Origin of the sequence: Citrobacter sp. Cpo030, assembly GCF_030333005.1 — a bacterium.
GTDB lineage: Bacteria > Pseudomonadota > Gammaproteobacteria > Enterobacterales > Enterobacteriaceae > Citrobacter > Citrobacter portucalensis.
Genome location: NZ_JAOWGT010000067.1, coordinates 243,255 through 268,940, shown reverse-complemented (window position 1 = coordinate 268,940; position 25,686 = coordinate 243,255). Strand labels below are relative to the sequence as shown.

Genomic DNA, 25,686 nt, shown 5'->3' with positions numbered 1-25,686 from the left:
GAAATCGTACTTTAAAAAGCGTACAATAAAGGCTCCACGTAAGTGGGGCCTTTTTAATAGCCTGCTTTGTCAGCTATCTATACTTATATACTCGATGGATTTCGAGGTGCATTGAGGCAGCAACGGAGTGAATCCCCTGGAGCGTACAGAAGTACGTGGCTGGGGTGAGCGAAGGAAGCTAACAAAGATGCAGCTTGAAAGACGAAAAGAATGGATAACAGCCAAAACAGACTCGACACAGTTAATAACTGTGCACTAACACTGGCCCCGGATGGGCCACACCTGGAGAAACACCGCAATGTCAGTTATTGGTCGCATTCACTCCTTTGAATCCTGTGGCACTGTTGATGGCCCGGGCATCCGCTTTATTACCTTCTTTCAGGGCTGCCTGATGCGCTGCCTGTATTGCCATAACCGTGACACGTGGGATACACACGGCGGTAAAGAAGTCACCGTCGACGAATTAATGAAAGAGGTGGTGACCTATCGCCACTTTATGAACGCATCCGGCGGCGGCGTGACGGCGTCTGGCGGCGAAGCTATCCTGCAAGCTGAATTCGTACGTGACTGGTTCCGCGCTTGTAAAAAAGAAGGTATTCATACCTGTCTGGATACCAACGGTTTTGTTCGCCGCTACGATCCGGTGATCGATGAGTTGCTGGAAGTCACCGACCTGGTCATGCTCGATCTCAAACAGATGAACGATGAAATCCATCAGAATCTGGTCGGCGTATCTAACCATCGCACGCTGGAGTTCGCGCGTTACCTGTCAAACAAAGACATCAAAGTGTGGATCCGCTATGTTGTCGTACCTGGCTGGTCTGATGACGATGACTCCGCACACCGCCTCGGCGAATTTACCCGCGATATGGGTAACGTTGAAAAAATCGAGCTGCTGCCTTACCACGAGCTGGGCAAACACAAATGGGTGGCAATGGGCGAAGAGTACAAACTGGATGGCGTCAAACCACCGAAGAAAGAGACCATGGAGCGCGTGAAGGGCATTCTCGAGCAATATGGACATAAAGTGATGTATTGAGTTTTAGCCACCACGAAACGGCTGCCCTGAACGGCAGCCGTTTTGCTATATAAGCGACAATATTTGAGTCGAAGGCGCGGTTAACAGGAGAAAGCGACGCTATCTCCTGCCCTCGTCTTTAGCGCCCTCTTCTCGCCAGTAGCGGGAAAATCAATCCCAGTCCAACCAGCACAAATGGCGTCACGATATTCAGCGTGAGCTGGAATGTCCACTCAGGGGTAAAGGCTTCCATTTTCGGGAAGATCCCGGTCAGACAGGCAAATGCGGTAAAGGCAAAGCACCAGATCCCCACGGTCATCGCAAGCGAGCGGTTGCGAATAAAGACATATTCCGATTTATATTTTTGCGCCAGGCGAATAACGGCAATGAACGCCACAAATACCCATAAATAACGCAATGGCATCACGACAGAGTTAAGATTCAATAGCCATTTATACAGGTTGTTCATGTCGCCAATTCCCAGTGTTGGCAACATAATCAGAATCGCTACCAGCACCAGCGTCAGAATATAACCATTGACCGGCGTACCGGAAGCGTTGGTTTTACACAGGCTCTCGGGAATATATTTACGATCAGCATCACCCAGAAGAACTTTAAGCGGTGCATCAATAGAAAATACCAATGCCGCAATCTGTCCCAGCGTATTGGCAATCGCGTAAATAACCATCAGCGAATTACCCATACCATAATACTCACCCAATTTCTGGAAGGCGTAATATTGACCATTCGTCATCAGGTCATCTGGAATATGCCGGGAGTCAAACATCATTCCCATAGCCAGCGACCCGAGAATCGCGCATACCGCTACCATAACAGCCAGAACGAGCATCCCTTTTGGAAATTCTTTGCCCGGATTACGTGTCTGATTAACGTATGGCGAAATTTTCTCCGCACCGCCCACGGCAAAGACCAGCATGGAGATCGTAGTAATGTAGGTAAAATCGATGTGCGGGATAAACGATTCCCAGGTGATATTGGTTGTCGCTATTTGCACATCCGTAATTGCAGGCGCGGTTACCGCCATCACGACATACAAAATGGACATCACAAACATCGCGATGCCAGCAACTGACCCAACAATTTTCAGTGACTTCATGCCACGGGACGCAACCCACATGAAAAAGACAAACAGCGCCAGCGTCAGTCCTTGCAACGCCACGACGGTGTACTCTTTAATCAACGAACCATCGCCCTTCAGCGCCCATCCCAGCGCAATCAGAATAGCCTGCGGTTTTTGCGCCAGATAAGGTATATGCACAACCCAATAGGTCCAGGCAGCAAGATAGGCCAACCCTGGCCCCATGGTATGTTTAATCCAGGTACTGACGCCGCCTTTACCCTCTTTAAAGGTTGAGCCAAGCTGCCCGACGATCAACGCATAAGGAATAAAATAGAGCGCGAAAATAAATATCCAGGAGGAGACAACAACCAATCCCTGATTAGCATAGTTGTTGACGACGTTACCAAAACCCCAGACGGTAATAAATGACATCAATGCAATGTTGTACCATCGCAATTGTTTTTCCTGCACACCAGCCATACGCAATCCTTTGTGGAAGCTTTTTGATTATCAATATATGAGGCGTGGGATTATGCGCGGTAAAATGAGCGAGCGGAAACGGCAGGATGTAAAACTATAACCTTCTGCACACTTTATTTTCAGGACAGACGTGTGCAATTAAATAATGCAGGTTCCCATAAAGTATACATAAACAGTATGTATGGGAACCTGTTCATATTCTGTTAAATCAGGTCAAATGTGCGCAATAGAATTAGGCGTATGGCCCGTCTTACGCAACAGCATCAGTAAATAAATAAACGATACGCTGGCGATCATGATAAACAGCAAGCTATCTGAATAATTCTGCATCAGCATCGCAGTAAATGAAGGTCCCAGCAGGCTGCCCACGGTATAGCTCAATAACAATGCCTGATTCATGGCGACCAGCTGATGATGTTCCACCTTTTCACAGGCCCAGGCCATCGCGACCGGGTAGAGGGTAAAGCCTGCCGCACCCAACATAAACAACGCGGGCGCCATCGCCGCCTGGTTCAGCATGGCGATACTCCCGACGATCACCACGAAGACCTGGACGCGTAAAACCAGCAGACGTCCCAGCTTGTCCGCCAGACGGCCAATCGGCCATTGACCCAGAATACCGGCACTTACCAGGACCGCCATCCAGAAACCAATGCTGGCGTTGCTCACCCCCTGATGGTTGAGATACAGCGGCATCAGGCCATACAAAGACCCCAGCACGATCCCGGAAATAATGCAGCCATTAACGCCCAAGCGCGCCTGACGCAACCTCAGCATGGAGACAATAGGCGTAGACTGCTGTTCATCGCCCTGCTGATTAGCAATGCGCGTAAAGAGCAGTGGCAAAACACCCGCCAGGATAGTACCCGTCACCCACGGCAGGACGTTCATCAATTCTGTTGATACTTTACTAACCAGCAGTTGGCCTAAAAACGTTCCCACATAATAAATCATCATATAGGCGGCAAGTAACCGTCCGCGATTACGTGACGTCCCGCTGCACATCAGCGCGCTTTCCACGACCACCCAGATCATGGCGCAGCCAACACCGGCGATAAAACGCCATGTCATCCAGCTCCAGAATCCCACCATAATCCCCAGCCCGACACAGCCCGCGGCGAAAATAAGCGAGGCGATGTAATAGCTGCGATTAAAACCAAGGTGTTTTATTAAATAACCTGTCAGCAACGTCCCTACCAGATTACCGGTAAAGTAAGACGAGCTCACCACGCCTACCTGCCAGGTGGGCAGATTTTCATGGGCGAGCCAAAGCGGGACGAGCGTGTTTAACACGGCGATCGCCAGGGTCAACAGAAGTAGCCCGCACAGCAATAGCATGACGGGACGGGTATACGTGGACATGAATAAAAACCGTGAGGAAGTTCAAATTTCATGCGCATCATGCCACTGCTAAAAACATTGTCAATCGGCGGAATCAGAGGGCTGAGGCGCTTTCTGGTCGTTCGATTTGCATTACTGATTCTTAATGTGAATAGATAAAAAATACAAAAACACATCTGCTTGTTTTTATTGATCTAAAACAAAAATCTCGCGTTACGTTCAGTCGAAAAATTTCATGGACTCCCCTTACTTTTATTTCTTACTAAACTCTATGCGGGATGCTGAGCTGCATTGTCTTCAAAATAGAACAGTGAGTTCCTATTTATCTATCTAATCCAAATATCGTTCTTTTCGTAGACTTAAACTCATCAAATTTCCCCCACTGATACTGAACAGGAGAAATACCATGACTAAACCTTACGTAAGACTTGATAAAGACAATGCGGCAGTACTGCTGGTCGACCATCAGGCTGGCCTGCTCTCTCTGGTTCGGGATATCGATCCCGATAAATTTAAAAACAACGTGCTTGCGCTCGGTGACTTAGCAAAATACTTCAACCTCCCAACCATTCTGACAACCAGTTTTGAGACAGGACCAAACGGACCGCTGGTACCGGAACTGAAAGCTCAATTTCCCGATGCGCCCTACATTGCTCGCCCAGGAAACATTAACGCATGGGATAACGAAGATTTCGTGAAAGCAGTAAAAGCGACCGGCAAAAAGCAGCTGATTATCGCTGGTGTCGTGACGGAAGTTTGCGTCGCTTTCCCAGCGCTCTCGGCTATTGAAGAAGGTTTTGACGTCTTTGTTGTCACCGATGCTTCAGGCACGTTTAATGAAATTACCCGCAATTCAGCATGGGATCGGATGTCTCAAGCAGGCGCTCAATTGATGACATGGTTCGGAGTAGCATGCGAACTGCACCGCGACTGGCGCAACGATATCGAAGGTCTGGCGACGTTGTTCTCTAATCACATTCCGGATTATCGCAATCTGATGACCAGCTATGACACGTTAACTAAGCAGAAGTAAAGACTGGGGCAAAACCCTAGCCTGACATGTAGCCGGATAGCGCGCAGCTTTAAGGCCTACGGATATTGTAGGCTTGATAAAGCACGAGCCGCCATCCGGCATATTATGGATTAACTCGCCACCGCCATACCGACGGTCATATGCAGCCCGTAGAACACGCCACGACCAATCAGCTCGCCGACTAACAGCAGAATAAACGCGACAGAAAGCAACGGAACGGCAGGCTGGTAACCCTTCACTTGCGGTACTATCCAGCAGCATAGCGCTAAGGCCAGTGCCACAATCCGCCACGCCATCAGCGAACCGTAATCCGGAACCAGCGCAGAGGCCTGTTGAATCGAACTGTGGATTGTCGCCAGTTCAGTCCCCTGCATTACCGACATGATGGCGCTCACGACCAGAGCAAGCACTGATATAGCCGGCAGCAGACGCATCGCCCAACCATCCACGCCAGCAATTCTCAGTAACAGATATCCCAGCAGCGGACCGCCCATAAACATCGTCAGGAAGAAGCCCAGCGGTGTCCAGACGCTGTACCAGGTCGGTACGGTATCGATGGTGTTATACACGCGCACCATCATCCAGACAAAAACCACACCCAGCACCATGGTGACAACTAACCACAGATTGCGTAATGCGGGCGACATTTTCTTCAACATAGCCAGCAGCCAGCCGATACCGCCAACGGCAAAGAAGAGTGAGCCGCTGGCAATTTCGTTACTCAACGCAGATGACCCAACGCGATTGAGTGAGTTAAAGGCGCGCATCGGTGAGCCCAAATGGAGCATGGAAGCAATAAATCCAATGCCCATTAATACCCACAGCCCAAACATGCAGGTAATTACGCGTTGCTGCGATTCTGGGCGTAAGCCCCCTTTCATCAACGCCAGCGCCAGAACGATAAAACCGCCAACCACACACTGCCCGAAGACCGTGAAGATCATCAGCGGCCATTCATGCCATCCACTTCCCATCTTACACCTCCTTCGGATTAGCCAGATAACCTGTGGTATCGCCGGTCGGGCGGCTATTGGCGTTAGGTTTGATAACAATGCTCGGTTTGGTAAAGTGCGCGCCCGGCAATGGCGCAACCGCAGCCAAAGTACCGTGTTTTTTGCGCAGTTCATCAATTGGGCCAAAATCCAGCGCACGCAGTGGACAGGACTCGACGCAAATAGGTTTCTTACCTTCAGCGACGCGCTCATGGCAACCATCGCATTTGGTCATATGTCCTTTGTCAGCATTATACTGTGGTGCGCCGTAAGGACAGGCCATGTGGCAATAGCGACAGCCGATGCACACATCTTCATCGACAACGACAAAGCCATCTTCACGTTTGTGCATCGCACCGCTCGGACACACTTTGGTACAGGCCGGGTCTTCACAGTGGTTACACGCAATGGAGAGGTAATAGGCAAAGACGTTCTGATGCCAGACGCCGTTGTCTTCCTGCCAGTCACCGCCCGCGTACTCATAAATGCGGCGAAAGCTGACTTCAGGGGTTAAATTTTTGAAATCTTTGCACGCCAGTTCGCAGGTTTTGCAACCGGTGCAACGGCTGGAATCAATAAAAAATCCATACTGGGTTGTCATCGGTTACTCCTTACACCTTTTCAACCTGAACAAGGTTCGTGTGTGATGGGTTCCCCTTCGCGAGAGGAGACGGACGCTGGGTCGTCAGGACGTTAATACAACCGCCCTGGTCCACGCGTTTTGCGTCCGGGTCATACCACGCCCCTTCGCCCAATGCCACCACGCCAGGCATCATACGCGGCGTTACTTTCGCCTCGATGTGCACTTCACCACGATCGTTAAAGATGCGCACCTTGTCGCCGTTGTTAATGCCGCGTCGCTGTGCATCCATCGGGTTGATCCACATTTCCTGACGGCAGGATGCTTTCAGAACATCCACGTTGCCATAGGTCGAGTGGACGCGAGACTTATAGTGGAAGCCGGTCAACTGCAGAGGGAATTTCTCCACCAACGGATCGTTTAAGCTCTCAAAGCCTGGGGTATAAATCGGCAGTGGATCAATCACATCACCTTCCGGCAGTTCCCAGGTTGACGCGATCTCGGCAAGCTGCTGCGAATAAATTTCGATCTTACCTGACGGCGTGGTCAGCGGATTGGCGTTAGGATCCTCACGGAACGCCTTGTAGGCCACGTGATGTCCCTGTGGGTCGCGCTGTTTAAAGATCCCCTGCTTGCGGAATTCTTCAAACGTTGGCAGTTCAGGAATGGCTTTTCGCGACTGCTCGTACAGATGACGCATCCACTCTTCCTGAGTACGACCTTCTGTAAACTGCTGCTCAACACCAAGGCGTTTCGCCAGCTCACTGGTCATCTGGTAGATAGTCTTGCATTCGAAGCGTGGTTTGATCGCCTGATCGGTGAAAATCACATACGACATATTTCCGCAGGAGGCATCCAGTGCGAAGTCCATCTGCTCCGAAGCGGTGCAGTCCGGCAGCAAAATATCCGCGTATTTCGCCGAGGAGGTCATATGACAGTCGATGACAACGATCATCTCGCACTTCTTATCATCCTGTAGGATTTCATGTGTGCGGTTGATATCAGAGTGCTGGTTAATCAGACAGTTACCGGCATAGTTCCAGATCATCTTAATCGGAACATCGAGTTTATCTTTACCACGAACACCGTCACGCAGCGCCGTCATCTCCGGACCTCGCTCAATGGCGTCCGTCCACATAAACATAGAGATGCTGGTTTCGACTGGATTTTCCAGCGTAGGCATACGTTCAAACGGCAAACTGTATGAGCCCTCACGCGCCCCACTGTTGCCGCCGTTAATCCCAACGTTACCGGTAAGGATTGCCAGCATAGAAATGGCACGGGTCGCTATTTCACCGTTAGCATGGCGCTGCGGTCCCCACCCCTGACTGATATATGCCGGTTTAGCGCTACCGATTTCACGGGCCAGTTTGACGATTCGTTCAGCAGGAATACCGGTAATTTGCGCTGCCCATTCCGGGGTCTTGGCGATACCGTCTTTGCCCTGCCCAAGAATATACGCCTTATAGTGACCGTTTTTCGGTGCGTCGGCCGGTAAGGTTTTCTCGTCGTAACCCACGCAGTATTTATCAAGGAACGGTTGATCAACCATGTTTTCGGTGATCAGCACATACGCCAGACCATTCACCAATGCCGCATCGGTACCTGGGCGGATCGGGATCCACTCATCTTCACGACCCGCGCCGGTATCCGTGTAGCGAGGATCGATAATGATCATGCGGGCATTGGATTTCTGTCGCGCCTGTTCAAGGTAATAGGTTACCCCACCCCCGCTCATACGGGTTTCACCTGGGTTATTCCCGAACAGAACCACCAGCTTGCTGTTTTCAATGTCGGACGGGCTGTTACCGTCTGCCCAGCCGCCGTAGGTGTAGTTCAACCCGGCAGCGATTTGCGCTGAAGAGTAGTCACCGTAGTGGTTCAGGTAGCCGCCACAGCAGTTCATCAGACGTGCTACCAGCGTTTTGCCTGGCGGCCAGGAGCGTGTCAGGGTGCCGCCCAGCGTACCTGTGCCGTAGTTCAGGTAGATAGACTCGTTGCCGTAGTCTTTGATAAGACGCTGCATATTGCTGGCAATGATGTCGTAGGCTTCATCCCAGCTGATGCGCTCAAATTTCCCTTCACCACGTTTACCGACGCGTTTCATCGGGTATTTCAGACGGTCGGGATTATAAACGCGACGACGCATGGAGCGACCACGCAGACAGGCGCGTACCTGGTGCAAGCCGTCATAGTTGTCATCACCGGTGTTGTCGGTTTCAACATACTTTATTTCACCGTCTACCACGTGCATACGCAGAGGACAGCGGCTACCACAGTTCACCGTACACGCGCTCCATATGACTTTCTCATTGGCCTGTGTCGGATTAAGGGCTTCTGCAGCATTTGCAATACGGGTAAATGGCAGGGTAAACGCGCTACTGGCCGCCGCCAGTCCGCCTATCGCCGTCGTTTTCACCAAACCTCGGCGACTAACCTCAGCTGCCAGCATGGCATCGGGGATCTTAGTTTTCATAGTGGCTCACTCTGCTGCTCACAATAAACAAAAGAGAAATACTCGTTATGTAGATTTTTATATAGCGTATATGTCGATATACAGACTGGTAGATACCGAATTTGCGAAAAGACAGAGATAAATACTGACTTTCATTCGAAGGCAGTATTACTCCTATGGAGGTAGGCGTTATTGTCCGACGTCAAACGGGCATAAAAAAAGCGCCCTAAGGCGCTTTTTTAGCAAAGAAAGGTAGCTTAGCCGATAAATTCCAGGCCATTCATGTACGGGCGTAACACTTCCGGAACCTGAATACGGCCATCAGCCTGCTGATAGTTTTCCATCACCGCAACCAGCGTACGTCCAACCGCCAGACCGGAACCGTTCAGCGTATGTACTAAACGGGTCTTTTTGTCGGATTTGCTGCGGCAACGCGCCTGCATACGGCGAGCCTGGAAATCCCACACGTTGGAGCAAGAGGAGATTTCGCGATAGGTGTTCTGCGCCGGGATCCACACTTCCAGATCGTACGTTTTGCATGCGCCGAAGCCCATGTCGCCTGTGCACAGGATGATCTTACGGTACGGCAGGCCCAGCAGCTGAAGAACCTTCTCGGCATGGCCGGTCATCTCTTCCAGCGCGTCCATAGAGTCTTCCGGGCGAACGATCTGCACCATTTCAACTTTATCGAACTGGTGCATACGGATCAGACCACGGGTATCACGACCGTAAGAACCTGCTTCAGAACGGAAGCACGGCGTATGCGCGGTCATTTTGATCGGCAGCGCATCTTCGTCAATGATTTCGTCGCGAACCAGGTTGGTCAGCGGAACTTCTGCCGTTGGGATCAGCGCATAGTTGCTGCTGTCAGCTTCTTCATCCAGCGGACGGGTGTGGAACAGATCGCCAGCAAATTTCGGCAGTTGCCCTGTTCCGTACAACGTGTCATGGTTAACCAGATACGGAACGTAGTTTTCGCTGTAACCATGCTGCTCGGTATGCAGATCCAGCATGAACTGAGACAGCGCACGGTGCATGCGCGCGATCTGCCCTTTCATCACGACGAAACGAGAGCCGGTCAGCTTAACCGCAGCGGCAAAATCAAGACCCGTGTGCATTTCACCCAAGGTAACGTGATCGCGCACTTCGAAATCAAACTCACGCGGAGTACCCCAACGGCTGACTTCAACGTTGTCATTTTCATCTTTACCCACCGGAACGTCGTCCGCTGGCAGGTTAGGAATGGTCAGCGCAATGTCGCGGATCTCGGCCTGTAAGGTATCAAGTTCAGCTTTCGCGGCATCCAGCTCTTCGCCCAGTTTGTTCACTTCCAGACGTAAAGACTCGATATCTTCCCCGCGCGCTTTTGCCTGGCCGATGGATTTCGATCGAGAGTTACGCTCTGCCTGCAGGTTTTCAGTTTGTACCTGCAGAACTTTACGACGCTCTTCAAGAGCACGCAGCTTATCTACATCCAGCTTAAAGCCCCGGCTTGCCAGTTTTTCTGCGACTGCGTCTGGCTCATTACGCAGCAGATTGGGATCGAGCATGCTTATCCTGTGCTTATCGAATTAAAATAGGAGAAAGTGACCACAGCCTGCGGTCACAGGGATACAGGGACAACATTACCGCAACGATAACACTAACGGTAGCGTTTTATAGGGCTATTTTGATCCTGTCCGGCGAGCCAGGCGAGCTTTTCGCCAATCTTGCCTTCAAGACCTCTGTTTGTGGGGTGATAATAGCGCGTTTGTGCCATTTCCTGCGGGAAGTACTCTTCTCCGGCGGCATAGGCATTTGGTTCATCATGGGCGTAACGATACTCCTGACCATAGCCCATTTCTTTCATCAGCTTAGTTGGCGCATTGCGCAGATGGACCGGCACGTCGTAATCCGGACGTTCGCGGGCATCAGCCAGCGCGGCTTTGAAGGCGGTGTAAACCGCATTACTTTTCGGCGCGCAGGCCAGATAAACAATCGCCTGAGCAATCGCTCGTTCACCTTCCGCGGGTCCCACTCGGGTAAAGCAGTCCCATGCGGAAATTGCCACCTGCATGGCGCGAGGATCGGCATTGCCCACATCTTCAGAGGCAATTGCCAGACAGCGACGAGCAACATACAGCGGATCACCACCTGCACTAATGATGCGCGCATACCAATAAAGTGCCGCATCCGGGGCGCTGCCGCGAACCGATTTGTGTAATGCGGAGATGAGATCGTAAAAGCGATCGCCTTTATTATCGAAACGCGCGCTGCGTTCACCGGCAATTTCAGTGAGCAACTTGGCCTTCAATACGCGCTTGCCAGAATCATCAACTTCGGCCATATCGGCCATCATTTCCAGCGTATTCAGCGCTCGCCGCGCGTCGCCATTCACCAGTTCAGCAATCGCCCGACGCGTCTCTGGAGGCAGTACGATATCCTGGGCGCCGTAACCCCGCGCTTTGTCTGACATCGCCTGGTCCAGCACCTGTTCAATATCGTCGGTGGTTAACGATTTCAGTAAGTAAACGCGCGCACGCGACAGCAGCGCCGAGTTCAGCTCAAACGAGGGGTTTTCAGTGGTTGCGCCAATAAACGTGATGGTACCGTCTTCAATATGCGGTAAAAACGCATCCTGTTGGCTTTTATTAAAACGGTGAACTTCATCCACAAACAGGATCGTACGCCGGCCCGCGTTACGATTCTGACGCGCACGCTCAATCGCTTCACGAATTTCTTTTACACCAGAGGTAACTGCCGAAATTCGTTCAACATCGGCGTTAGCGTAACGGGCAATAACTTCGGCAAGCGTGGTTTTCCCCGTCCCCGGAGGACCCCATAAAATCATAGAGTGCAGGTGCCCGGCCTCGATGGCGCGCGGCAAGGGTTTACCCGCAGCCAGCAGATGCTGCTGGCCGATGTACTGCGCTAAATTTTCTGGCCGCATACGCGCGGCCAGTGGCTGAAAGGTATTATCAGAAAAGTCGAGCGACAGATTGCTCACTCACACGCCTCTACTTACGTTGATCGTCAACCGTTACACCTTGCGGCGGGGTAAAGGTGAATTTCGAAGGTTCAATCGCACCATTCTGCTGAGATTTCAGCTGATAGCTGCTGCGCTGATCGTCTTGCTCAACGGCGCTAAACTGGTGGATCGTCCCGTCCCGCCCAACATTGATAGTAAACTGCTTCAGGTTACCGCTGCTGGTTTTTGGCGTCAGCACGAAATCGTCGCCGTTTTGCTTAATGTTGTACTGCTGCCAGTCGCTGGCCTGGTTACGCGCAATCAGCATAAACGGCGTGTTACCCGTGGCGTCTTTCAACCAGGTCGCAGTCGCCTGCTCAACAAACGGGTTAAAGAACCACAGCGTTTTACCATCGGAAACCAGGATGCTCTCGTCAGGCTGCGTCATATGCCAGTTAAACAGATTAGGGCGTTTAACCCATAAGTCGCCCTGACCTTCCTGCACCGCCGCGCCGCTACCGTCCGTGACCTTCTGAGTAAAGCTGGCATGGAAGCTACTGACTTTATCCAGACGGCTTTTCAGGTCGCTGGCAGCGTCAGCCCAGACGCTGCTCACCACAAAGCTAGACAGTAATGCACAGGTGATTGCGATTCTTTTCATCGTTATTCCTCAAAATACGTCACTCCCAACGGGGAGATCCCTCTGCTATCCATTTCAGGCCAAAAATCAGCATGAGGAAAGTAGAAAATACTGAATTACTTAACTTTGCAATCATTCGAAGGGCGGCGGAGCCAGCACTTCACGATTACCATTATGCCCTTGTTCGCTGACTATTCCCTGCGCTTCCATCTGTTCGATGATGCGCGCCGCTCGGTTGTAACCGATACGGAACTGACGCTGGACGCCGGAGATTGAGGCTTTGCGTTTCTGAGTAACAAAGTTCACCGCCTGATCGAACAGCGGATCCAGTTCTTCGCCACCATCAAAGCCGCCACCGCCGCCTTCGCTTTCGCTGTCAGAGGTAATGCCATCAACGTATTGTGGACGGCCGCGCGCTTTCCAGTCCTGCACCACCGCGTGAACTTCTTCATCGCGTACAAAGGCGCCGTGTACACGTACAGGGATCGTCGAGTTTGGTGCAGAATAAAGCATGTCACCCATACCCAACAGCGATTCCGCGCCGCCCTGGTCAAGGATGGTACGCGAGTCAATTTTACTGGACACTGTAAAGGCGATACGCGTCGGGATGTTCGCTTTAATCAGACCGGTGATAACGTCAACTGATGGTCGCTGGGTTGCCAGCACCAGATGGATCCCCGCCGCACGCGCTTTTTGCGCCAGACGAGCGATCAGTTCTTCCACCTTTTTGCCAACGGTCATCATCAGGTCAGCGAATTCATCCACCAACACCACGATATACGGCAGTTTTTCCAGCACCGGATGCTGAACATCCATGCTGTCGCCCGGCTTCCAGTATGGGTCCGGAATCGGACGTCCCATACGGGCGGCTTCAGCAATCTTATCGTTATAACCGGCAAGGTTACGCACGCCAAGCGCCGACATCAGTTTGTAGCGACGTTCCATTTCATTGACGCTCCAACGCAAGGCATTGGCGGCATCTTTCATGTCGGTCACAACTTCAGTCAGCAGATGTGGAATACCTTCATAAACAGAAAGTTCCAGCATTTTCGGATCAATCATGATAAAGCGAACGTCTTCCGGCTGCGCTTTGTACAGCATGCTGAGGATCATGGCGTTCACCCCAACAGACTTACCGGAACCGGTTGTCCCTGCCACCAGCAGGTGCGGCATTTTAGCCAGATCGGCCACCACCGGTTCGCCTGCAATATCTTTGCCCAGCACCACAGTCAGCGGAGATGAGTTATCACGGAATTTAGCGTTATCCAGCACTTCACGCAGATAAACGGTTTGACGTTTTTTGTTCGGTAACTCCAGTCCGACATACGGTTTGCCTGGAATAACCTCGACCACACGTACCGCCGCGGTCGACAATGAACGCGCCAGATCTCGTGACAGGTTAGAAATACGCGCCGCTTTAACCCCTGGAGCCAGATTAAGCTCAAAGCGGGTAATCACCGGGCCAGGAGAGTAGTTCACCACATCGGCTTTAATGCGGAAATCCGCCAGACGCGCTTCCACCAGACGTGCCATTTGTTCTAGTGCGAACGTATCTATCGGCTCAACTTCGCTCGGCGGCGGCGTGAGCAGATCTAACGATGGCAGCGGCGTGCTTGGACGGTGCGCCGGACGACTATCCCCATTACGCATCAGCAGCGGATGGATCAGACTATCCTGCGGCGGTGTAACAGGCTGCGCTGGTTGCTGATAATGCTGCTGTGGTGCAACTGGCTGTGCCGGTTGCTGATAATGCTGCTGTGGTGCAACTGGCTGTGCCGGTTGCTGATAGTGCTGCTGTGGTGCAACTGGCTGTGCCGGTTGCTGATAGTGCTGCTGCGGTGCAACTGGCTGCGCTGGCTGCTGATAATGCTGCTGCGGCGCAACTGGTTCCTGGTACTGCGGCGCGGGCTCCGGCATTATGCCAGGCGTAAACAGCGGCTCATGCGGACCCTCATCCACTAGCGTTTTCATTGGCGAAAATTCAAAGTCATTGAGGGAGAACGGATTCGCTCCGGCAGGCTGTTCACCGGAATAACGCTGCTGCTGAGAAGAAGCAAACTGGCGAGCAAGCTCCGCTTCTGCGGCTGAATCTTCGTCATCAGTCTGGTGGGTATCGTCCTGATACTCTTCGCCATAACGATGCTGCTGCGACTGAGCGAACTGACGTGCCAGCTCGTCCTGCTGCATTGCATCCATTTCATCGTCACTGTACGCATCTGTATCAAGCTGCTCTTCGCGCGCTTTCTCTTCAGCCATACGCTGTGACGGCAGTTTTATGCCATATGACGCCAGCTCACGACGAGTAGGCACGCGCACACGATTCGGCCGCGGCAACTGCGGGCCAATGCCCTCTTTCACCTGCGGACGCGGCGTACCACTGCCTGCAAGGCTAAAGACAGGAGCTGCGGCAGCGGCACCTGCCCCTAACGCGGCGCTTTTTACGCCAGCGGCCAGCGGTGCAACGGCAGCAACAGACTCAACGGGTGGTATGGATGTAGTCGTCGGCATTGATGGCGTAGACGGCTTAACACGCTCAGGCTCCTGAGCAGGTTCTGGAATCGGCTGATACCATGCGGCCAGTTGCTCACGCTCACGCGCACGTTTCTCTTCGACTTCTTCAAAGTAATAAAGCGGCGGACGAGTCGGTTTAACTTCTTCAACCACGGGCTCAGGTTCCACCACCGGCGGTTGTTCAACCACAGGCTGCTGGAACGGGTTGCTCTGTTGAAAAGTTGGATCCTGCTGATAAACAGGTTGCTGCACAGGCTCCGGCTGATAAGCAGGCTGCTGGAATACGGCGTTCTGTTGAGAGGTCGGATCCTGTTGATAGACAGGTTGCAGCACGGGCTCCGGCTGATAAACAGGTTCCGGCTGCGGCGCGACAGGCTGCGTATAAACAGGTTCAACGGGCTGCTGTGCGTAATATTGCGGCTGCGGACTCTGCTCCACAACCGGCTGTTGCCATGGCTCATACGGCTGCTGCACCGGAGGTTGCGCGTACTGGGCTGGCTGCGGATAACCTTCAGGCGCTGGTGCAATCGCGGCATCACCGGTTTGCGGGCCAGGCACGGGTTGCCAGGCCACAGTTGGGACCGGTTGCTCCATAACAGTGTTGGTCACGGGAGACGTTTGCAGCAACGGATCAACCGGTGCGCTCCAGGCCTGAGCGGCCGTTGTAGCTGCAGCTGCTGCAGCTACAGGCTCGGTCACCGAGTGGCCGTTAAGGAGCGGATCAAGTTCGTCATATTCAGGCAGCGTCGCGCGATTACCGGAAAACAGCACATCATTAGGATCGGCAACCACGCCACGGGCGCTGTATTCAATTTCGTCTTCATCATCCATGCGTTTGCCGGAGAACAGCGCCGCATCGGTATGACGACCAAGCGGGTTGGTAAATTTCTCAGCCAGACGTTTACGGCGCGCTAACGCACCGCGCAGGATACGAGCTCGGCGCGATTCATGGGGTTTGCCATCAGCGGCGTCGACAGACTCTTCTTCGTCTTCATATTCTTCGTCATCGACCCAGGTATCGTCGCGGCGGGTACGATTGCTGGCAAACGTCAGGATATTGAGTAACCAGCCGCCCAGTTTTTCCGCAATGCTCACCCATGACCAACCGGTGAACAGCGTTAATCCCGCAGCCCAAATGCACAACAACGTCAGCGTGCCGCCGCTGCTGTGCAGCAATGGTTGTAGCGTGGTGCTGAGCAGACTGCCGATCACGCCGCCAGAGGCGAAATACCAGATGTCATCGGCGTTAATTGCGGCCAGCCCGCAGGAAGTGAGAATCAGCGCCAGAACGCCAATAATGCGCAGCGAGACGGCAAAATAATCGACGTATTCGTCGCTGGCCTGATGTCGCCAGGCAAACCAGCAGCCACCGACAATGATGACGGGGATAGTGTAGGCCATGACGCCAAAAATAAAGAACAGCGTGTCCGCCAGCCATGCTCCAGGTATTCCGCCCAGATTATGGATAGGCTCATGCCACGCGGTTTGCGACCAACTGGGATCCGAAGGGTTAAAGCTGAGTAAGGCAGCCATCAACCAGACGGCAAAAAGGGCAATAAGGATCAGTAGCGCTTCCAGAAGTCGGCGCCCGCTGCTTAACTTCGTCAATGTGACGTCTTTGTCTTCGGTGTATTCCTGGCTCAAAAACGGCTCTCCAGGTTTCGGGCTTTTCCTGCCCGATGCTAAAACGGACAACAGCACCGGGTTGCCCCGGCACTGTTGCTGTATGGATTAACAGGAGTGTAATCAAACTGCGTCGATTTTGCACCTGTTCCGTGTTAGCGCGTCTTAATTACCAGACGATTGCTCTGTTTGACTTCTTCCATTACTACATAAGTACGTGTGTCATTCACGCCAGGCAGACGCAGCAGGGTTTCCCCCAACAGCTTACGGTATGCTGACATATCCGGTACGCGTGTTTTCAGCAAATAGTCGAAATCACCGGAAACCAAATGACACTCTTGAATTTCTTCAAGTTTTTGTACTGCAGAGTTAAATTGTTCAAACACATCCGGGGCGCCACGATTCAGAGTAATCTCAACAAAAACCAGAAGTGATGCATCCAGATAATGCGGGTTTAACAGCGCTGTATAGCCCTGAATAAAACCCTGTCTTTCCAACCGACGCACACGCTCAAGGCAGGGCGTTGGTGAAAGTCCCACACGTTTAGAAAGCTCGACGTTAGAAATACGCCCATCCTTTTGCAGCTCATTAAGAATGTTACGATCGATACGGTCGAGATCTTTGCCAGGGCGCTTCTTACTATCTACCATTATTATTGTCTCTCTGTATTCCTTCCCTACTCCTGCCTGACTCTACCAACATCACTGTTCAGAGTCGCTACCCATCAAGATAAACCGCAACCCAGAGGGATTTTCGGTTCGCAATGTCTGGGTTTATGGTGAGAAGACCGTTGCCTGTCGGCGGCTATCGACATCACGAATGGCATCTGTCCACACCATGCGTAGATTTCGCTAACACGGTAAACATGGTATCTACATGCATGATTATGCAGCACATACATGACACAGTTTTTTTCTTCCTTGAATGTTTTCGCAAAACAGCAGGGGATTGTCAAAGCAAAACATCGATTTTTAGTACAACATGCCAGTTATTCATTCGCAGTGATGGAAAATCGTCATTTTATCACCTTATAACTGACCGATTTTAAGTAGAAATCGTTATAGTATTACGACTAATTCTGCCGTTCATCGGTTCCCGCTATTACACATATTGTTAACAAAATCGCCATACTCTTTTTTTACGCCTGTAAATTCCCTACAATCCTGCTCATTGCCTGCTAACAACTATGGGGATCTCATGGGCGCAACCAAACACAGTAAACTTCTTATTCTGGGCTCTGGCCCTGCGGGGTATACCGCTGCGGTCTACGCTGCACGCGCGAACCTGCAACCGGTACTGATTACCGGTATGGAAAAAGGTGGTCAGTTGACCACAACAACAGAAGTGGAGAACTGGCCTGGCGATCCGCACGATCTCACAGGCCCATTGCTGATGGAACGCATGCACGAACATGCGACCAAATTTGAAACTGAAATTATTTTTGATCATATCAGCAAAGTTGATCTGCAAAACCGCCCTTTCCGTCTGACCGGCGACAGCGGTGAATACACCTGTGACGCACTGATCATCGCCACCGGTGCGTCAGCACGCTACCTGGGTCTGCCTTCAGAAGAAGCCTTCAAAGGCCGTGGCGTTTCCGCCTGCGCGACCTGCGACGGTTTCTTCTACCGTAATCAAAAAGTTGCGGTGATCGGCGGCGGCAACACTGCTGTTGAAGAAGCGCTGTACCTGGCGAATATCGCATCTGAAGTGCATTTGATTCACCGTCGCGACAGCTTCCGCGCCGAGAAAATCCTGATCAAGCGTTTGATGGATAAAGTCGAAAACGGCAACATCGTGCTGCATACCCACCGCACACTGGAAGAAGTGACCGGCGATCAAATGGGCGTAACCGGACTGCGCCTGCGCGATACGCAAAACACTGACAACGTCGAGTCACTTGACGTTGCAGGGCTGTTTGTCGCTATCGGTCACAGCCCGAATACCGCCATTTTCGACGGTCAGCTTGAACTGGAAAATGGCTACATCAAAGTTCAGTCCGGTATTCATGGTAACGCCACCCAAACCAGCATTCCGGGTGTATTCGCCGCCGGTGACGTGATGGACCATATTTATCGCCAGGCGATCACTTCAGCAGGCACCGGTTGCATGGCTGCGCTTGACGCAGAGCGTTATCTCGACGGTCTGGCAGACGCTTGCAAATAAGTTTTACAAATCAGTAACAAAAGTAAAAAAGGCGACTATAAGTCGCCTTTATTTTTGCCTCGTTGTAACATTGTCCTGCCCAAAAATTCCAATAACTCACCTGCTAAGCGTGCAATGAATAAAACCCGTCAAAAAGAGCTGACCCGCTGGTTAAAACAGCAAAGTGTAATTTCCCAACGATGGCTGAACATTTCACGCCTGTTGGGGTTCGTGAGCGGCCTGTTAATTGTCGCTCAGGCCTGGCTCATGGCCCGAATTCTCGACCATATGATCATGGACAATATCCCCAGAGAGGCGCTTCTGCTCCCTTTCATTGTGCTGGTATTGATTTTCATCCTGCGAGCATGGGTCGTCTGGTTACGCGAACGCGTCGGGTTTCATGCTGGCCAACATATCCGCTTTGAGATTCGCCGCCAGGTGCTTGACCGTCTGCAACAAGCAGGTCCCGCCTGGATACAAGGCAAACCAGCCGGGAGCTGGGCTACGCTAATCCTGGAACAGATTGATGACATGCATGATTACTATGCACGTTATCTGCCGCAAATGGCGCTGGCCGTATGCGTCCCCTTATTGATTGTGGCAGCGGTATTCCCGTCAAACTGGGTAGCCGCCCTTATTCTGCTTGGAACTGCCCCGCTGATCCCGTTGTTTATGGCGATGGTTGGTATGGGTGCAGCCGACGCTAACCGCCGCAATTTTCAGGCTCTTGCTCGCCTCAGTGGCCATTTTCTCGATCGCCTGCGGGGTATGGAGACGCTAAGAATCTTTGGTCGCGGTGAAGCTGAAACAGAAAGCATCCGCGCAGCGTCACAAGATTTCCGCCAGCGCACCATGGAAGTCCTGCGCCTGGCGTTTCTGTCATCCGGTGTCCTTGAGTTCTTTACCTCCCTGTCCATCGCACTGGTCGCGGTTTACTTCGGTTTCTCCTACCTCGGTGAACTCGATTTTGGTCACTACGGGACAGGCGTCACATTGGCTGCTGGCTTCCTCGCGCTCATTCTGGCGCCGGAATTTTTCCAGCCCCTGCGCGATCTGGGCACGTTTTATCACGCCAAAGCGCAAGCCGTTGGTGCCGCGGATAGTCTGAAAACCTTCATGGAAACCCCGCTTGCACATCCTGAGCGTGGCGATATTGAGCTGACAACAAAAGACGCAGTTTCAATTGAAGCAGAAGATCTGGTCATCACCTCGCCGGAAGGTAAAGTGCTTGCAGGTCCGCTCAACTTTACCCTGCCAGCGGGCCAACGCGCGGTGCTGGTTGGCCGCAGCGGTTCCGGCAAAAGTTCGTTGCTCAATGTCCTGTCCGGTTTTCTCTCTTATCAGGGTTCGCTGCGGATTAACGGCTTTGAGCTGCGCGACCTGTCGCCTGATTGCTGGCGCAAACAGCTGTCCTGGGTTGGACAAAATCCGCAGCTCCCTGCCGCCACGTTACGCGATAACGTGCTGCTCGCTCGCCCCGATGCCAGCGAAGAACAGCTGCAGGCCGCACTCGACAGCGCCTGGGTCAGTGAGTTTTTACCACTTCTGCCACAGGGTGTGGATACACCAGTAGGCGATCAGGCTGCTCGACTTTCTGTCGGACAAGCGCAGCGCGTTGCCGTGGCTCGCGCCTTACTCAATCCATGTCAGTTGTTGCTGCTTGACGAGCCCGCCGCCAGCCTTGATGCACACAGCGAACAACGCGTGATGCAGGCGTTGAAAGCAGCGTCACGCCGCCAGACCACGCTGATGGTGACACACCAACTTGAAGATCTTGCCGACTGGGACGTTATCTGGGTGATGCAGGACGGACAGATCGTTGAACAAGGCACTTATGCCGAACTTAGCGCAGCCAACGGGGCGTTTGCGACATTACTGGCTCATCGTCAGGAGGACATCTAAATGCGCGCTTTGCTACCTTATCTGACGCTGTATAAACGTCACAAATGGATGTTAACCCTGGGGATCGTTCTGGCGATCGTCACACTGCTGGCAAGTATTGGTTTGCTGACGCTTTCCGGCTGGTTCCTGTCGGCTTCTGCTGTGGTGGGTGTCACCGGAATTTACAGTTTTAACTATATGCTCCCTGCTGCCGGGGTACGCGGTGCGGCAATCACCCGAACCGCGGGCCGCTATTTCGAGCGGCTGGTCAGCCACGATGCGACGTTCCGCGTGCTGCAACATTTGCGTATTTATACCTTCAGCAAACTGCTGCCGCTCTCCCCTGCTGGCCTGTCCCGTTATGGACAAGGTGAATTGCTTAACCGCGTAGTGGCAGATGTCGACACGCTCGATCATCTCTATTTGCGCGTGCTCTCCCCGCTTGTGGGCGCTTTTGTCGTCATCATGGTGGTCACGCTGGGGCTAAGCGTTCTCGATTTCACGCTGGCAATCACTCTCGGCGGTATTATGCTGCTGACCTTATTTATCCTGCCCCCACTCTTTTATCAGGCAGGTAAAAGCACCGGGCAAAGCTTGACGCATTTACGTGGGCAGTATCGTCAGCAGTTAACATCCTGGCTGCAGGGCCAGGCTGAACTGACCATCTTTGGCGCCAGTGAACGTTACCGCGCCCAAATGGAAGCCACCGAGTTGCAGTGGCATGAAGCCCAACGACGTCAGTCTGAATTAACGGCGCTATCACAGGCGGTCATGCTGTTAGTCGGCGCACTGGCAGTGGTTGTGATGTTATGGATGGCCTCCGGCGGCGTGGGTGGCAATACCCAGCCTGGCGCGCTGATCGCGCTGTTTGTCTTCTGTGCGCTGGCCGCGTTTGAAGCATTAGCACCCGTCACCGGCGCGTTTCAGCATCTCGGACAGGTTATTGCCTCTGCGCTACGCATCACCGAACTGACCGAACAGCAGCCAGAAGTCACCTTCCCGGATGCCAGTTCTCCAGTTTCTGAGCAGGTCACTCTCACGCTACGCGATGTTTCATTCAGCTATCCGGGGCAAGCACAAAAAGCGCTCGACACCCTTTCGCTGCAGGCTCAGCCCGGTGAACACATTGCGATTCTCGGTCGCACCGGCTGCGGTAAGTCAACGTTACTACAATTGCTGACCCGCGCATGGGATCCGCAGCACGGCGAAATTCTGATTAATGAGCAGCCGATTTCAGCCCTCAGTGAAGCCATGCTGCGCCAGAGCATCAGCGTCGTGCCACAGCGCGTGCACCTGTTCAGCGCGACGCTGCGTGATAACCTGCTGCTGGCAGCACCGCACGCCAGTGATGACACATTATCCGCAATGCTGTGCCGCGTCGGTCTGGACAAACTGCTAGAGGGTGATGGACTCAATGCCTGGTTAGGCGAAGGCGGTCGTCAGCTTTCTGGCGGCGAACTCCGTCGTCTGGCTATCGCCCGCGCCTTATTGCACGATGCCCCACTGATGCTGCTGGATGAACCGACCGAAGGGCTTGATGCCACAACAGAAAGCCAAATGCTTGAATTAATTGGCGATGTCATGCGCGATAAAACCGTACTGATGGTGACACATCGTCTGCGCGGCTTGTCACGTTTTGATCAAATAATAGTGATGGACAACGGACACATTATTGAGCAAGGTAATCACGCAGATTTGTTAGCCCGGCAGGGGCGTTATTACCAGTTTAAGCAACGTCTGTAAGCTATTATTGAACGATCAAACTCGCGTAGTGGAGTTTCGCTGTCATGCGCCTGGTGCAATTGTCCCGCCATTCTATAGCCTTCCCTTCACCGGAAGGCGCTTTACGCGAGCCTAACGGTTTGTTGGCGCTTGGCGGCGATCTCAGTCCAGCCCGGCTGTTAATGGCCTACCAGCGCGGAATTTTCCCGTGGTTTTCACCTGGCGACCCCATTCTTTGGTGGTCGCCCGATCCACGCGCCATTCTTTGGCCCGAGAAATTTCATCTCAGCCGCAGCATGAAACGTTTTCATAAAAACTCGCCTTATCGCGTGACGCTCAATTACGCGTTCGGTCAGGTGATTGAAGGCTGCGCGAACAACCGGGAAGAAGGCACCTGGATAACGCATGATGTAGTCGACGCCTACCATCGCCTGCACGAGCTGGGCCATGCGCACTCCATTGAAGTATGGCGAAAAAATGAGTTAGTGGGCGGTATGTATGGTGTGGCGCAAGGCACGTTGTTTTGTGGCGAATCGATGTTCAGCCGTCAGGAAAATGCGTCCAAAACCGCACTGCTTGTTTTTTGCGCTGAATTTATCCGTCAGGGCGGAAAATTAATCGACTGCCAGGTATTAAATAGCCACACAGCTTCGCTGGGGGCGGTCGAAACACCGCGTCGGGAGTACCTTGAACACCTGAGCAGACTGCGCCAGCAGCGGCTACCGAGCCATTTCTGGGTTCCCAGGACGTTATTTTCGCCTCAGGGGTGAATGTTTTCGGCACATTTTTTGTCGGGGTGTTATAATTGTCGCGCAGAGTTGGTTTAGCCCATTACCCCGCCGCCGTTAAGGAACAGTTCGCGTCAGGCAACGCCTATCGTTTATCTCCTCGTTCCCTTACACGTTGCGCTTTAAGTGCGGCTTTGCCGTGTGTGGTTAGAGTAATGCGCCAAACCCGATTTGCTGTGTTTTAAACGCACAAATCTTTACTTATTAAAAGAACTTCGGCATTATCTTGCCGGTTCAAATTACGGTAGTGATACCCCAGAGGATTAGATGGCCAAAGAAGACAATATTGAAATGCAGGGTACCGTTCTCGATACGTTACCTAATACCATGTTCCGCGTAGAGTTAGAAAACGGTCACGTGGTTACTGCACACATCTCCGGTAAAATGCGTAAAAACTATATCCGCATCCTGACGGGCGACAAAGTGACTGTTGAGCTGACCCCGTACGACCTGAGCAAAGGCCGCATTGTCTTCCGTAGTCGCTGATTGTTTTTAACGCCCGAATGGCGTCCAGATAATAAAAGGTCGGTTTAACCGGCCTTTTTTGTGGGCCAAGGTCAGGTATTTAATCCTCAATCATCCGCGCATATTCTTCCGTTAAGAAATCCACTAATGTGCGTACTGACGGCAATAATCCCCTGCGTGATGGAAAGACTGCGTGAATTATTTCTCGCTTCGGTTCCCAGCCGTCGAGCAATGCCACCAGTTCACCCGCAGCTACTTGATCTTTTACCATCAGCTGTGGAAGTTGAACTACCCCCACACCGGCAACTGCGGCTTCACGTAACGCCAGCATATCGGTGGTGATCATACGCGGCGTGAAATGCACCTCCGCACGTGCGCCCTGCGGCCCGAATAACTCCCAACGATGCACATGTTTACCTGTCGCCAGACTCAGGCCCGGCCAACGCGTCAGCTCCGCCGGAGAATGTAGCGTTCCCATTTGCTCGATTAACTGCGGGCTGGCATACAAACGATGCCCCCTGTCCGCCAGCACACGCATCACCAGGTCGCTATCCTCAAATGGTCGGGGCCTGACGCGAATCGCCACGTCCAAGCCCTCTCCAACAACGTCCACGCGGCGGTTAGTAGCCTCCAGTTGCACTGATACGTCAGGATAACGCGCCATAAAACGGGCAAGCATCGGCCCGATATGCACATGCAGCAGCGTGACCGGACACGTCAACTTCACCACGCCACGCGGTTCAACCTGTAACGCGGCAATCGCATCCTGCGCTGCCTGCGCTTCCACCAGCATCGCCTTACAGTGTTCGTAAAAGGTTTGCCCAACTTCCGTCACGTTAAACTGGCGGGTGGTTCGCTGAATCAGTCGAACTCCCAGCGTCTCTTCCAGTTGCGCTATCCGTCGGCTTAGTTTTGATTTCGGTTCATCAAGCGCCCGACCCGCCGCCGCGAATCCCCCTTCCTCTACAACATGCACAAACCATGCAAAATCATTGAGATCTGGCTTCGTCATCTAATTGTCCTATTTATGAGACAGTGAGGACTATTTTAGCTACTACTCAGCTCGCTGTCATGAATATAAGCTTATTCACATCAAGATAACGCCACAGAGGAGACACATATGAAACAAGTAACAGGCGTCTACACCGCACCTCGCCCGCACTGGGTTGGCGATGGATTTCCGGTTCGCTCGATGTTTTCTTACCAGTCTCATGCTGAACAGCTAAGTCCGTTCCTGCTGCTGGATTACGCCGGTCCACATACGTTTACGCCGGGTAACGAAAAACGCGGCGTAGGCGAACACCCTCACCGTGGTTTTGAGACGGTGACCATCGTGTACAGCGGCGAAGTTGAACACCGTGATTCAACCGGTCGCGGCGGCATTATCGGCCCCGGCGACGTGCAGTGGATGACCGCAGGAGCAGGAATATTACACGAAGAGTTCCATTCACCTGAATTTACCCGTCAGGGTGGCGAATTGGAAATGGTACAGCTGTGGGTCAATCTGCCAGCAAAAGACAAAATGGCCGTTCCGGGTTACCAGGGCATCAGCAGCGATGTGATCCCCACTGTCGCCCTGCCTGATGAAGCAGGGAGCGTTCGTGTGATTGCGGGCAGCTATCAGGATACAAAAGGCCCGGCACATACCTTCTCGCCGCTGAACGTCTGGGATATGCGTTTGCAACGTAATCATCAGCTCACGTTGTCCCAGCCGGAAGGATGGAGCACTGCCCTGGTGGTATTGAAAGGGAATATCACCGTAAACGGCACTACGTCTGCCAGCGAAGCACAACTGGTGGTGCTGAGCCAGCAGGGGAAAACGCTGCATATTGAAGCCTCCAGCGACGCCAGCGTGCTGCTGCTTTCTGGAGAACCGTTGAACGAGCCGATTGTAGGTTACGGTCCGTTTGTAATGAACACGAAACAAGAAATCGCTGAAGCCGTACGCGATTTTAACTCCGGCCGCTTTGGCCAAATCTGAATC

The 25,686-nt window shown here is 52.6% G+C and carries 19 protein-coding genes; 8 read left to right on the top strand and 11 right to left on the bottom strand.

The window, feature by feature from the left end; all coding sequences use genetic code 11:
- Positions 1-298: 298 nt before the first annotated feature.
- Positions 299-1,039: a pyruvate formate lyase 1-activating protein gene (gene pflA, locus OGY37_RS14245; RefSeq protein ID WP_003035751.1), complete on the top strand. Its 741-nt coding sequence runs from the start codon at positions 299-301 to the stop codon at positions 1,037-1,039.
- Between the two features lie 118 nt (positions 1,040-1,157).
- Here the strand turns inward: pflA and OGY37_RS14240 are convergent, their stop codons facing one another.
- Both OGY37_RS14240 and OGY37_RS14235 read right to left on the bottom strand, forming a co-directional pair.
- Positions 1,158-2,579, bottom strand: coding sequence for an amino acid permease (locus tag OGY37_RS14240; RefSeq protein ID WP_003035749.1), 1,422 nt, complete (start codon positions 2,577-2,579; stop codon positions 1,158-1,160).
- A gap of 213 nt (positions 2,580-2,792) precedes the next feature.
- On the bottom strand, positions 2,793-3,941 hold the full coding sequence (locus OGY37_RS14235; protein WP_003831907.1) for an MFS transporter: 1,149 nt from the start codon (positions 3,939-3,941) through the stop codon (positions 2,793-2,795).
- Between the two features lie 385 nt (positions 3,942-4,326).
- Here OGY37_RS14235 and ycaC point away from each other — a divergent pair, with 385 nt between their 5' ends.
- A complete protein-coding gene (gene ycaC, locus OGY37_RS14230; protein WP_257661536.1) occupies positions 4,327-4,953 on the top strand; it encodes an isochorismate family cysteine hydrolase YcaC in 627 nt (208 codons plus the stop codon).
- A gap of 110 nt (positions 4,954-5,063) precedes the next feature.
- Here the strand turns inward: ycaC and OGY37_RS14225 are convergent, their stop codons facing one another.
- From OGY37_RS14225 to lrp, 8 genes are all read right to left on the bottom strand, one after another.
- Positions 5,064-5,927 carry a dimethyl sulfoxide reductase anchor subunit family protein gene (locus OGY37_RS14225; protein ID WP_003831906.1) on the bottom strand — a complete coding sequence of 288 codons (864 nt, stop codon included), beginning with the start codon at positions 5,925-5,927 and terminating at the stop codon, positions 5,064-5,066.
- Position 5,928: 1 nt separating this feature from the next.
- On the bottom strand, positions 5,929-6,546 hold the full coding sequence (gene dmsB, locus OGY37_RS14220; protein ID WP_003831905.1) for a dimethylsulfoxide reductase iron-sulfur subunit DmsB: 618 nt from the start codon (positions 6,544-6,546) through the stop codon (positions 5,929-5,931).
- A gap of 10 nt (positions 6,547-6,556) precedes the next feature.
- A complete protein-coding gene (gene dmsA / locus OGY37_RS14215; RefSeq protein ID WP_149281410.1) occupies positions 6,557-9,001 on the bottom strand; it encodes a dimethylsulfoxide reductase subunit A in 2,445 nt (814 codons plus the stop codon).
- A 236-nt stretch (positions 9,002-9,237) separates the two neighbouring features.
- Positions 9,238-10,530, bottom strand: coding sequence for a serine--tRNA ligase (gene serS, locus OGY37_RS14210; RefSeq protein ID WP_003831902.1), 1,293 nt, complete (start codon positions 10,528-10,530; stop codon positions 9,238-9,240).
- Between the two features lie 92 nt (positions 10,531-10,622).
- Positions 10,623-11,966, bottom strand: coding sequence for a replication-associated recombination protein RarA (rarA, locus tag OGY37_RS14205; protein ID WP_063940625.1), 1,344 nt, complete (start codon positions 11,964-11,966; stop codon positions 10,623-10,625).
- Between the two features lie 10 nt (positions 11,967-11,976).
- On the bottom strand, positions 11,977-12,588 hold the full coding sequence (gene lolA, locus OGY37_RS14200) for an outer membrane lipoprotein periplasmic chaperone LolA (protein WP_003831898.1): 612 nt from the start codon (positions 12,586-12,588) through the stop codon (positions 11,977-11,979).
- Positions 12,589-12,699: 111 nt separating this feature from the next.
- Entirely contained in the window at positions 12,700-16,722 is a 4,023-nt protein-coding gene (gene ftsK, locus OGY37_RS14195) for a DNA translocase FtsK (RefSeq protein WP_286621042.1), read from the bottom strand.
- Positions 16,723-16,856: 134 nt separating this feature from the next.
- Positions 16,857-17,351 (bottom strand): leucine-responsive transcriptional regulator Lrp, encoded by a 495-nt coding sequence (gene lrp / locus OGY37_RS14190; RefSeq protein ID WP_002439523.1) that lies wholly within the window; start codon positions 17,349-17,351, stop codon positions 16,857-16,859.
- Positions 17,352-17,898: 547 nt separating this feature from the next.
- Here lrp and trxB point away from each other — a divergent pair.
- From trxB to infA, 5 genes are all read left to right on the top strand, one after another.
- Positions 17,899-18,867, top strand: coding sequence for a thioredoxin-disulfide reductase (trxB, locus tag OGY37_RS14185; protein WP_003831889.1), 969 nt, complete (start codon positions 17,899-17,901; stop codon positions 18,865-18,867).
- Positions 18,868-18,981: 114 nt separating this feature from the next.
- Positions 18,982-20,748, top strand: coding sequence for a heme ABC transporter permease/ATP-binding protein CydD (cydD, locus tag OGY37_RS14180; RefSeq protein ID WP_003831887.1), 1,767 nt, complete (start codon positions 18,982-18,984; stop codon positions 20,746-20,748).
- The gene (gene cydC, locus OGY37_RS14175) at positions 20,749-22,470 is read left to right on the top strand and encodes a heme ABC transporter ATP-binding protein/permease CydC (protein WP_126318686.1); all 1,722 of its coding nucleotides are present in this window, start codon (positions 20,749-20,751) and stop codon (positions 22,468-22,470) included. It begins immediately after the preceding gene.
- A 44-nt stretch (positions 22,471-22,514) separates the two neighbouring features.
- A complete protein-coding gene (gene aat, locus OGY37_RS14170; RefSeq protein WP_286621040.1) occupies positions 22,515-23,219 on the top strand; it encodes a leucyl/phenylalanyl-tRNA--protein transferase in 705 nt (234 codons plus the stop codon).
- Positions 23,220-23,504: 285 nt separating this feature from the next.
- Complete coding sequence (gene infA, locus OGY37_RS14160) at positions 23,505-23,723, top strand: translation initiation factor IF-1 (protein WP_002211347.1); 219 nt, start codon at positions 23,505-23,507, stop codon at positions 23,721-23,723.
- A 79-nt stretch (positions 23,724-23,802) separates the two neighbouring features.
- Here the strand turns inward: infA and OGY37_RS14155 are convergent, their stop codons facing one another.
- Positions 23,803-24,714, bottom strand: coding sequence for a LysR family transcriptional regulator (locus tag OGY37_RS14155; protein ID WP_003831675.1), 912 nt, complete (start codon positions 24,712-24,714; stop codon positions 23,803-23,805).
- Positions 24,715-24,822: 108 nt separating this feature from the next.
- Between OGY37_RS14155 and OGY37_RS14150 the strand changes: the two genes are divergently transcribed.
- Positions 24,823-25,683: a pirin family protein gene (locus tag OGY37_RS14150; protein WP_003831674.1), complete on the top strand. Its 861-nt coding sequence runs from the start codon at positions 24,823-24,825 to the stop codon at positions 25,681-25,683.
- Positions 25,684-25,686 lie beyond the last annotated feature (3 nt).